This is a genomic window from Nonomuraea sp. NPDC001831 (assembly GCF_042892035.1).
GTDB lineage: Bacteria > Actinomycetota > Actinomycetes > Streptosporangiales > Streptosporangiaceae > Nonomuraea.
In genome coordinates this window covers 1-9912 of record NZ_JBIATU010000038.1, presented here as the reverse complement: position 1 = coordinate 9912, position 9912 = coordinate 1, and the positions used below count along the sequence as shown (strand labels likewise).

Below are 9912 nucleotides of genomic sequence, written 5' to 3'. Positions count from 1 at the left end.
TGACGGGACGGAGCAGCCGCCGAGTAAGAGCAGCGCCGCGATCAGAATCCGGCCGCTCGCTGAAAGCCTGCCAAAGTTCATGATCCGCCATTAAAGCAGCAACGATTTCCGACGTTCGTCTTCGGCGGCCCAGCATGACCCTGGTCACGACCGCCGAACTCGCAAGTGAACGGCCGCTGCTCCCGGGCGGCTCGGCGGCCCGGGTCACGACCGGGTTGTCGAAATCTCTGGTCGACCAGCGCGATTTCGGTTTGCCCGGCGACTCTGTCCAGCGGAATACTCCCGGGTGTTTCTGGCGCCCGGGACCCGGAATCGCCATCGCTGTCATGAGGACCCGGTGCATCCATGTGCAGAGCCGGTCGGCGTGATGGGTGACTGCTGCCCGTCTCCACCCGATCTACTGCAGCCGTTGTACAAATCAGCTGCGCGGGTGCAGGCGCCTACGGCGAGGTTCCGCCCCACGTGGGACGACCACGCGGCAGCCTGTGGCGTAGGTTCTGCATCCGTGGGACCGCCAGAGATCTGCCTCTTCACCAGAGTGGCCATCGGAGTGGTGTTCGCCGCCGCGGCGTTCGGAAAGCTGCGCGACGCCCAGGCATGGCATGCCTTCGCTGACTCCCTCCTACCGGTGCTCGGCGCCGTAGGCATCGGGCGGGGAGCCCGCCGCCCGGTCGCGGTCGCACTGGCCGCGGCCGAAGCCGCCATCGCCCCCGCCTTATTGTTCCCGCCCAGTGTGACGGCCGGCTTCCTGATGGCCGACGTCGTGCTGGTCGCTCTAGGTGGCGGCCTGGCGCGGGCGCTATATGCCGGGGTCCGCGCCGAGTGCCGCTGTTTCGGCACGCGTGCGGGCTCCCCGCTCGCTGCCCGCCATCTGGTGCGCACCATGGCACTCCTGCTGGTGGCGGTCTCTGGAACGGTGGCCTCCTGGGCTGCCCCCGCGCTGCCCGATCTGGTACCCGCTCTCGCGGTTGTCGGTGCGGGGCTGGTCAGCGCGCTCCTGCTGGTGGTGCTGGACGACCTTTTCGCTCTCTTCGCGCCCATGGGGTCCTGAGGGTTGGTTGACATCCTTCGCACCGCCGACACTCAGAACATGCCACGGTCACTATCACCCGTGGCTGGGCGCGGCGTGCCCAGCCACGGGTGATAGTGACCGGAACGTGGCGAGTCGCCATGTCCTGTCCCTCCAGGGCGATGTTCGTCGTCTTGACCTTGCTGCGGCATCCGCCAGGCGTGAGGAGTCGGCGTAGTTGCCGCCGCACCTGCGTCTGTTAACTCCCGGGCAGTCCCGGCGCGCTCACGCGCTCTCGCCGATTGACAAGTCCGCGCGCGGCTCGTGGTGTTCCAGTCTCCACCGGCTGGTGGGAGCGCCTACCCTTGAGGACGTTGCATCTCGCCTGAGCCAAGCCATCCAGCACTTGCTGCTACATGGTGAGCGGATCGTCTCGCATTGGCCTGTCCCCCACCCGCGCTCGATCAGCCTCGTGCCGAGCGACTCCGCCGGGTTCCGGCACTCAGGCCGGCAACGCACCGTTGGTGGATGGCCGGATTTCTCCCATCTCACAGGGGTGTGCGAGGCTGCACCGGCGCCTACGCCTGGGCGGGGCAGGACCGTGGCTGGTTAGGCGATGCCGAACACACTGACGATCCTCCTTGTCAAAGAGGCTGGAGATGCCATCTCCACCGTCGCGCATCTTCTGGCCCCTCCCGCAAGACAGCGCTTCCCCTACTGCAGAGAGTTGGTGATGACGTGCCCATGCTTGCCCCATATTTAGCGGTCTGTGCGCCGTTCCCACGCGCCAGGGCCTTATTCGGTCGGCATCTGCTGGTCGGCGACGGTGCATCAGCTGTTCTGCTGCTCGCGTTGTCCCAGTGTGTGGCCTGCTTGTCGCCCGCTCCCGGGTTCACTCCTCACGACACGACGGGCACCTTTCTCACGGCCCTGGCCAATCTGGCGCTGGTGGCGCGCAGACGCGCACCGGTCGTGGTGCTGGTCGTCTGCGCCTGCGCCACAGCCCTGTTTCACATGCTTGGCTACCAGAACAACCTCAATAACATCGCCGTTCTGTTCGCCCTGTACAGCGTGGCTGCCTATGCGCCCCCTCTCGCCCTGGCGCCCGGCGTCGTGCTCGGCGTTGCCGTGCTCGTCCACGCAGCGGCCTTCACCACCACCATGGCCATCTGGATCGACACGCTCCAAGCCGTGGCTTTTGTCGTAGCAGCAGCGGTCAGCGGCTATGGCCGCAGGATCTTGGCCGAGCGGTCGAAAATGCTGGCGGCCATAGCCGCACACGTCGATCGTGAGCAGGAGGAGCGGACCCATCGCGCCGTCACCGGCGAGCGTCTGCGCATCGCCAGGGAGTTGCACGACACCATCGCCCACCACGCCTCGGTCATCTCAGCACAGGCCGGGCTGGCCGAGTTGGTCCTCACCTCCGATCCAGCCGCCGCCCGTAGAGCGCTGACCTGCGTGGGCGACACGGCCAGAGAAACGCTGCGCGAAACCGCCCGCCTCCTGGAGGTCCTCCGACTGGACGGCGAGGAGCCGCCGGCCTGCGGTCTCGATCAGCTCGATCGGCTGGCCAAGCGCATCATCGAAGCTGGAGTCCCAGTTGAGCTGACGATCAACGGGACTGTACGGTATGTGCCGCCAGAGATTGACTTGTGTGCCTACCGGATCGTCCAGGAAGCGCTGACCAACGTGCTCAAGCATGCTCGCGGGGCAAGGACGCGGGTAGCGGTGGAGTACGGCAGGTCATGTCTGCTCATCCGGGTGCGTAACCGAGTCCCGCCGACCCCGAGCGGGGTGGCACCTACCGTCAGCGAGGGCAGAGGGTTGGTCGGAATGCGGGAGCGTGTCGCGCTACTGTCCGGCCACATGACCGCTGCGCCCTGTCCCGACGACGGTTTTGTGGTCGAAGCGGTCCTTCCGCTGCCGCCGGTGCGGGACCGATGATCAAGGTGGCCGTGGTCGATGACCATGATCTGGTACGCGCCGGGTTCGTGGCCATCATCGGCACTGCCCCGGGCATGGAGGTCGTGGCCGAGGCGGGCGACGGTGACACGGCGGTCGCCATGGCAGCCGAAAGCCGCCCCGACGTCATTCTCATGGACATCCGGATGCCGGGGACGGATGGCGTGTCGGCGGCACAGCGCATCCTGCGGGGCGCGCGCGGTGCGCCTCCGCAGATCATCATGCTGACGGCCTTCGACTTGGACGAGTACGTCTACACGGCGTTACGTGCTGGAGCTGCTGGTTTCCTGCTGAAGGACACCCCGCCGCGCCGGCTGCTGGCGGCCGTCCAATCGGTTGCTGAGGGCGACATGCTGTTCGCACCCAGCGTGCTGCGCAAGTTGGTGGCGGCCTATACCGGTACCGACGCCCCGCCCGCACCTGTGTCACCCGCTCTGGAAGGGTTGACCGCGCGGGAACTGGAGGTGCTGAGCCTCGTGGGGCATGCATTGTCCAATGCCGAGATTGCTGAGCGTATCTCGGTGTCGGAGGCCACCGTGAAGTCCCATCTCAACCGCGCCATGTGCAAGCTGGGACTCAAGAGCCGCGCCCAAACCGTCGCACTGGCCTACGAGGTCGGGCTCGTGGTGCCACGCGGCGGCCGGATCGCCGGCCAGTAAAACATCCCTTACCTCCCTCCGGCCTACGCCGTTGGGTTGACATCGCGGTGGTGTGGGGGAGCCGGTCGGCGAAAGATCAACCCTGCGGTTGAGGTGTGGTTGCTGTGCCGCCCCATAGCGTCGCGGATGAAGGACACCTCATGTGCCTCGACCGGAGGGATCGCATGGCGTATCTCGTGGCGTTCGCCGTCCTGCTCGGCCTAGTGAACCTGGTGTTCACCCTCGGCGTGGTGCGCAGACTACGGCAGCATTCCGATACCCTCAGCACGCTCCTGGGCGGCGCCAGCGGCACCAGGCGCGACCTGCTCGGCGTCGGAGCGGTGGTCGGAGACTTCGCCGTCCAAGCCCTTGATGGCACCCCGATCACCCGCGACTCACTGAGTGGGCACAGCCTGGTCGGCTTCTTCTCGCCCGGCTGCGACCCATGCGCAGATCTGCTGCCCCACTTCATCGAGCGGGCCCGCGACCTGCCTGCCGAGCGGGTGCTCGCCGTCCTGGACGGCATGGCCCCCTCCGGGGTGAAGGAGTACGCCAGCGGGCTCTCGGCAGTCGGCCGCGTGGTGGTGGACGATCCGAGCGGCCCGGTCCAGCGGGCCTTTGGCGTCGAGGGCTTTCCCGCCGTCTTCTTCATCGGCCCCAGTGCCGAGGTCCTGTTCAGCGGGGCAGACCTGGCGGGCTTGCCCGGCGGCGTGCGATGAAGGCTGATCCCAGCCCTGCGACGCTCGCGCTGCGCGCGGCCGGATTGGCCTGGACCGCCTCCCGGTGGCGTCTGGTGTTGTACGGCCTGACACTGCTCGGCGAAGCGCTGCTTCCCATGAGCGTGGCCTGGCTGACCAAGCTGGTCATCGACGGGCTGACCGGATCGGCCGCCCCCGGCTTGCCCATCCAGGCGGCTGCCCTGGCGATCTCGGGGGTGGCCGCGGCTGTTCTGCCTCAGTGTGAGCGCTACCTCAGCCGCGAGATCGGCCGTCACTTCGGCATGACCGCGACAGATCGACTCTTCGCGGCCACGGAACGGCTCACCGGCCTGGCCTGCTTCGAAGATGCCCGCTTCCTGGACCGGCTTCGGCTCGGGCGCAACGCCGTCAGCCTCGGACCCGCACTGATCGCCGGGTCCTTCGGCATGGTCAAGGCGGTCATCTCGCTCATTGGGCTGGTGGGGGCGCTGGCGGTGCTCAGCCCGATCATGGCATCAGTGGTGGTGGCGGGGGCCGTACCCTCCGTGCTGGTCCAGCTGCGCCTGGCCCGCCGCCGGGCGGGCACGGTTTGGGAGACCAGCCCCGCCGAGCGCAGGGAAATGTTCTACGCCCGGCTCCTGGGCACGGTGGAGGCGGCCAAGGAGATCAGGCTGTTCGGCAGCGGCGCCCTGCTGCGCAGCAGGATGATGAGGGAACGCCGGGCGATCGACGCGGCTGAGCGGCAGATGGACGTCGCGGAGTTGCGGAGCGAGGGACTGCTGACCGTCCTCGCCGCCATGGTGGCCGGAGGCGGCCTGGTGTGGGCCGTGGCAGCCGCGCGCGACGGACACCTGACTGTGGGAGACGTCTCCCTGTTCATCGCCGTGGTCGCCGCGGTGCAGGGAGCCTTGGCGGCGCTCGTGTCCTCGCTGGGACAGACCCGATTCGAATTGCTGGGGTTCGCGCACTTCCTTGCAGTCGTTCAAACCGGGCCCGATCTACCGCTCCCGGCCGCCCCCCGTTCCCTGCCCCGGCTGCGACACGCGATCGAGCTGCGCGATGTGTGGTTCCGCTACAGCGAGGACCATCCGTGGATCCTGCGCGGCGTTGATCTGACGATCCCGTACGGCTCCTCGATCGCGCTCGTGGGCCGTAACGGCGCGGGAAAGAGCACTCTGGTCAAGCTGCTGTGCCGGTTCTACGACCCCACCCGCGGCACGATCACCTGGGACGGCGTAGACCTGCGCGAGGCCGATCCCGTCTCCTTGCGGCAGCGTGTGGCCTGCGTGTTTCAGGACTTCATGACCTACGACTTCAGCGCCGCCGACAACATCGGCATCGCGGACCCGTCCGGCATCACCGATCGCCGCAGAATCGAGGCGGCCGGCACGCGTGCGGGGGCCGACGCAGTGCTACGGGCACTGCCGCACGGCTACGACACCCCGTTGAGCAGGGCATTCTTCGGCGAGGAGGAACTGGAGGATCCAGCCGCCGGCGTTGTGCTGTCCGGTGGGCAGTGGCAACGGGTCGCTCTCGCCCGCGGCTTCATGCGTGACGACCCCGACTTGATGATCCTGGACGAGCCCAGCTCCGGGCTCGACCCTGAAGGAGAGCACGACGTGCATCACCGCATGCGCGCCCATCGGGCGGACCGGACAAGCCTGCTGATCTCCCATCGGCTCAACACGGTCAGGGACGCCGACACCATCATCGTGCTGGACGACGGAGTCATCAGCGAGAGAGGCGAGCACAGGGAGCTGATGAAGCCCGGCAGCGTCTACGAGCGCCTGTTCCGGCTGCAGTCGGCCGGCTACCAGATCGAGGAGCCGGCCTCATGAGGGAACCGGTGCTCTCCATCCTCGGCGGCCTGACGATCCTCGCACTGGTGGGGTGTCTCGCGCGGTGGCTGCGCCATACCCGTCTGCTGGTCGTTGTCGACGGTCCCAGCATGGAACCCGCCCTGCATGACGGCGATCGCATGCTGGCGCGGCGCGTCTCCTTGGCGGCCTTGAGCGTCGGGGACATCGTCGTCCTGAACAATCCGCACGTCGGCCGCTCGGCGGAACCGGCTCCCTACCTGGTCAAACGCATCGCCGCGCTGCCAGGCCACCAAGTGCCCCGCGCCGTGGCCCCCAGAGTCGGCAACCAGTCGAGCGTCCCCCCTGGCTACTTCGTCGTCCTCGGGGACAACACCGCCGTCAGCTGCGACTCCCGTGACTACGGCTACCTGTCCGAATCCGACCTTCTCGGCGTCGTGACGCGATTTTTGCACGGTTCCACCCGGCACGGCCGCCGTGGCCGTTCCGTTCGTCCATTGAGAGGATCGACATGATCAAGTCACTGACCGGCCTCACCGACAAGCTGGTCTCCCTGGTGGTGCCCACCGTCAGGGCATCCGCGGAACACTGCCACGACTCCTACCGGTGCACAGACGAGTGCTCCAGAGGAATGAAGTACAAGCTCCGCTGCTGCCCGAGCGTCGGCTGCACATGGGTCGGACGCATCGGCTGCACCTGCTAGAGGACGCAGTCGGGCCGGGACTGTGTCGCAGGAACCCCCGGCTGACTAGTCCCGGTGGCGTCGCATGCCGGCCGATGCTCGCGACGAGCATCGCCACCCTGACTGCCACGACTCCGGCCCGTCCAAGTCGTGGCAGTCGCAGGCGTCGTGGATCATCCAGGCATGCTCTGCCGCCGGCCTGTCCGTCGACGTTCCTCGATTGTCACCGACCACAGGTGCAAGGTGATCTCTGAAGTTACCGTCCTCGCAATTCCTGCAGTAAGGGAGGTTCGCATGATCGGCCGGGGTGCTGTGATGCTCGCTGCGGCGACCGTACTGGTTGCCGGGCAGGGGTGGTCGCGTCACCAAGCGGACGACGTACCGGAACTTTGAGCTCAGCGTCTGAACGGGCTACTCGGATGAGATCAGATTCTGCGGCGACAACCAGTACGGCAACCATGTGTGCAGCGGCTACATCGACAGCTCCAAGGAGTGGACCCTGTTCAAGAACTGGTGGCAGGGCAGTACGGCCGGCCTCGTTCAGGGACGCCGGATCAACCCGGACAGGGACCGCCAGATGTCCTGCACTCCGCCGCTGTCTTCGACAAAGTCGAGCATCTACAAGTGCGACGCCTCCAGCAAGCTGTAGATCCCTGGGCAGCACGCGCCAACCCGAAGGGCACCACCGCCATGGCGATCGCTGCTCACCTGGCCGGGCGGCGCTGGGAGGACAGCTGCGCCCCATGGGCCGCACCTACCCTTGGTTCATGTCCCTGGCCATGACCAGCGGGCTGGAACTCTACTCACCAACGACAGCCCGGCGGTCAGACTCCCGCCAGGCAGGGACCCACACGGCTGACCTGGGCGTGGCGACCCTTCTATGACCGCCCAGAGGGGGACAATCAACTCCCTCGGCATTCCAGAGAACAATCGACCGGAAGCGGGGAGCCTCGCGCCACACAATGAGGAGTGCACTTGCCAACTGCCCGGATCAGGCAGCGCGAAGAGCATGCTCACCGCCGGATGGAGACCGGAACGTCCGATCATCGGTGACTCCTGGAGGCGCGTGGCTCATCCGCCCGTCATGACGGTGCTCCGGATGTCCGCTGGACGTTTGAGGAGCTTGTAGGTGCGGGCCAGGTCGGCGACCCGCTGGAGTTCGGACAGGTCCAGCTTGACCGGGTAGGAGCCGACCGCGACGCCTGCGAGTTGCGCGCGGGCGATCCTCGTGTAGCCGGGCAGCACGTCGCGCGCCTGCTGGGGATCGCCGGCGAGCAGGCGTTGCGCTTTTGCCAGTGCGCGCTGGAAGGCCGCCAGCGTGCGGGGATTCTGCCGGGTCCATTGGCCTGTGGCTGTCATGCCCGCGGTGTGCAGGTCAGCGAATTCCCCGCTCATCGCGTCCTCCAAGATCCGCGTGCCGCTGTTCGCGCGACCCATGGTGATGTACGGCTCGGCGAGCAAGGCCGCGTCCACCTGCCCCTTGTCCATCAGGTTGAGCATCTGGGGGTAGGGCCACTCGACCACGACGACGTCGCGCAACCTCAGCCCGGCCCTCTCCAGCACCGCTGTCAGCGCCAACGATCCGAGCCCCAAGATGTTCGGTACCGCTATCGTCTTACGCTTGAGCCCGGCCGCGGTCCTGATCTTCGATTTGGCGTTCACGACGACCGCGAAGCTTCCCTGCGCGGCTTGGTACATGCTGGAGACGATTTTGAATTGCTTGCCCGCCTCGTTCGCTGCGAAGGCCATGGCGTAATCGGTCTGCGCCAGGTCCAGCGCGCCGCTGTCGACCCGGTGCACCGCGTCGGTGGGGCCAGTCACGATCACCGGCTCGACCGTCAGCCCCTCCTCCTTGAAATAGCCCTTGGCCAGGGCCACGAACACGGGCGCGGACTCCACGGTCGGCACCACCCCGACCTTGATGACGGACCGTTCGGGCAAGCCGGCCGGCCGAGTGGCGGCACGCGGGTCGGAAGACAGCGCCCGTACCCCGACGGTGGCAGCGAGCACGGTGACCACGACCATGGCGACCGCCGTGAGCGTCATGAGGTTGCGCCGTCTGCGCTGGTGGATGGCAATCGTCTTGGCGCCCAGGTCCCGTTCCGGCATGTCGTCGGCGATGCGGCTGAGCTGTTGTCTGAGCCAGATCATCGGCGTGTCCCCTCATGACGGGTCGGGCGGTCCAGGTCGGGCAGTCGAGGCGCGAGTTCCGGCGCCAGCGTCCGCAGGCGGGCCAGCGCGTGGTGCGTCTGGCTCTTGACCGTGCCGAGCGAGCAGCCCAGCAGGTCGGCGACCTCGCGTTCGGTACGGTCCTCGTAGAAGCGCAGGACGATCACCGCGCGCTGCTTGGGCGTCAGCCGCATGAGCGCCTGGTGCAGCACGATCCGCAGCACAGCGCCGTCCTCGGAGGCGTACGCGCGATCGGGCGGGACGGCACTCAGCACCTCGCCGGAGCCACGGCGGCGCCGCCACGAGATGTGCTGGTTGACCATGATCTTTCGCGCGTACGCGTCGAGGTTGTCGATGTGGCGTAACTTCGGCCACCGTCCGATCATGCGGAGCAGCACGCCCTGCAGGAGGTCCTCGGCCAGGTGGACCTCTCCGGTCAGCAGGTAGGCCAGACGCATCAACGGGCGTTGATGCGCATGCACGAACGCCAGGAAACCGGTATCGCGATCCAACGTCTCTCCCTCATCTGGGTACCCTCCAAACGCTGCGGAGGCCGCAAAAGGTTGGCGCTGCTGAGAAGACGAGGGGCACGAAGGAGGCCCCAGGCTGGTGATCGGGTTCTGCCATCCGGGTCCATTCGCGCTGAGAGGGATCAAGTCGCTGATGGGTCGGCCGGTGGCGCCCGAGTATCAGCGTTGGTCTTGTTCGTCCTTGCAGCCTCATCACGTTCGCTTTGAGGTCGGATGATGCAGAGATGCCGGCTGGCGCGATCGCCTGTTCAAGCGAAGGGGGCTGACACTGTGCCACGCCCCTTCGCATATCCGTGGGGGGCGAATGTCGGCTATGTGTAGACTCCCGGGTCCATGAGAAGCCGCCTGCTGATTTCCGGTGCCACGCTGGCCATGGTGTTATCGGGGTGCCAGTTCGGCCCTGCCTC

9 protein-coding genes are annotated in these 9912 nt (G+C 67.1%); 7 read left to right on the top strand and 2 right to left on the bottom strand.

All coding sequences use genetic code 11. From position 1 onward, the window contains the following. Positions 1-367: 367 nt before the first annotated feature. The 7 genes from ACFYYW_RS49065 (at position 368) to ACFYYW_RS49035 (ending at position 6827) form a co-directional block, all read left to right on the top strand. Positions 368-1051, top strand: a complete 684-nt coding sequence (locus tag ACFYYW_RS49065) for a MauE/DoxX family redox-associated membrane protein (RefSeq protein ID WP_387661526.1) — start codon at positions 368-370, stop codon at positions 1049-1051. A gap of 702 nt (positions 1052-1753) precedes the next feature. Beyond that, complete coding sequence (locus ACFYYW_RS49060) at positions 1754-2953, top strand: sensor histidine kinase (RefSeq protein ID WP_387661523.1); 1200 nt, start codon at positions 1754-1756, stop codon at positions 2951-2953. After that, the gene (locus tag ACFYYW_RS49055) at positions 2950-3630 is read left to right on the top strand and encodes a response regulator (RefSeq protein ID WP_387661520.1); all 681 of its coding nucleotides are present in this window, start codon (positions 2950-2952) and stop codon (positions 3628-3630) included. Before ACFYYW_RS49060 ends, ACFYYW_RS49055 begins: the two co-directional genes overlap by 4 nt. Before the next feature lie 164 nt (positions 3631-3794). Then, entirely contained in the window at positions 3795-4328 is a 534-nt protein-coding gene (locus ACFYYW_RS49050; RefSeq protein WP_387661517.1) for a TlpA family protein disulfide reductase, read from the top strand. Then, positions 4325-6145 (top strand): ABC transporter ATP-binding protein, encoded by a 1821-nt coding sequence (locus ACFYYW_RS49045; RefSeq protein ID WP_387661514.1) that lies wholly within the window; start codon positions 4325-4327, stop codon positions 6143-6145. Before ACFYYW_RS49050 ends, ACFYYW_RS49045 begins: the two co-directional genes overlap by 4 nt. Beyond that, positions 6142-6639 (top strand): S26 family signal peptidase, encoded by a 498-nt coding sequence (locus ACFYYW_RS49040; protein WP_387661511.1) that lies wholly within the window; start codon positions 6142-6144, stop codon positions 6637-6639. The genes ACFYYW_RS49045 and ACFYYW_RS49040 overlap by 4 nt, the downstream gene beginning before the upstream one ends. Continuing rightward, positions 6636-6827 (top strand): hypothetical protein, encoded by a 192-nt coding sequence (locus tag ACFYYW_RS49035; RefSeq protein ID WP_387661508.1) that lies wholly within the window; start codon positions 6636-6638, stop codon positions 6825-6827. The genes ACFYYW_RS49040 and ACFYYW_RS49035 overlap by 4 nt, the downstream gene beginning before the upstream one ends. A gap of 1050 nt (positions 6828-7877) precedes the next feature. On the opposite strand, the gene ACFYYW_RS49030 is transcribed toward ACFYYW_RS49035, so the two are convergent. Together ACFYYW_RS49030 and ACFYYW_RS49025 are read right to left on the bottom strand one after the other, a co-directional pair. Next, positions 7878-8957, bottom strand: a complete 1080-nt coding sequence (locus ACFYYW_RS49030; protein WP_387661505.1) for an ABC transporter substrate-binding protein — start codon at positions 8955-8957, stop codon at positions 7878-7880. Then, positions 8954-9487 (bottom strand): SigE family RNA polymerase sigma factor, encoded by a 534-nt coding sequence (locus tag ACFYYW_RS49025; RefSeq protein ID WP_387661502.1) that lies wholly within the window; start codon positions 9485-9487, stop codon positions 8954-8956. The genes ACFYYW_RS49030 and ACFYYW_RS49025 overlap by 4 nt, the downstream gene beginning before the upstream one ends. Positions 9488-9912 lie beyond the last annotated feature (425 nt).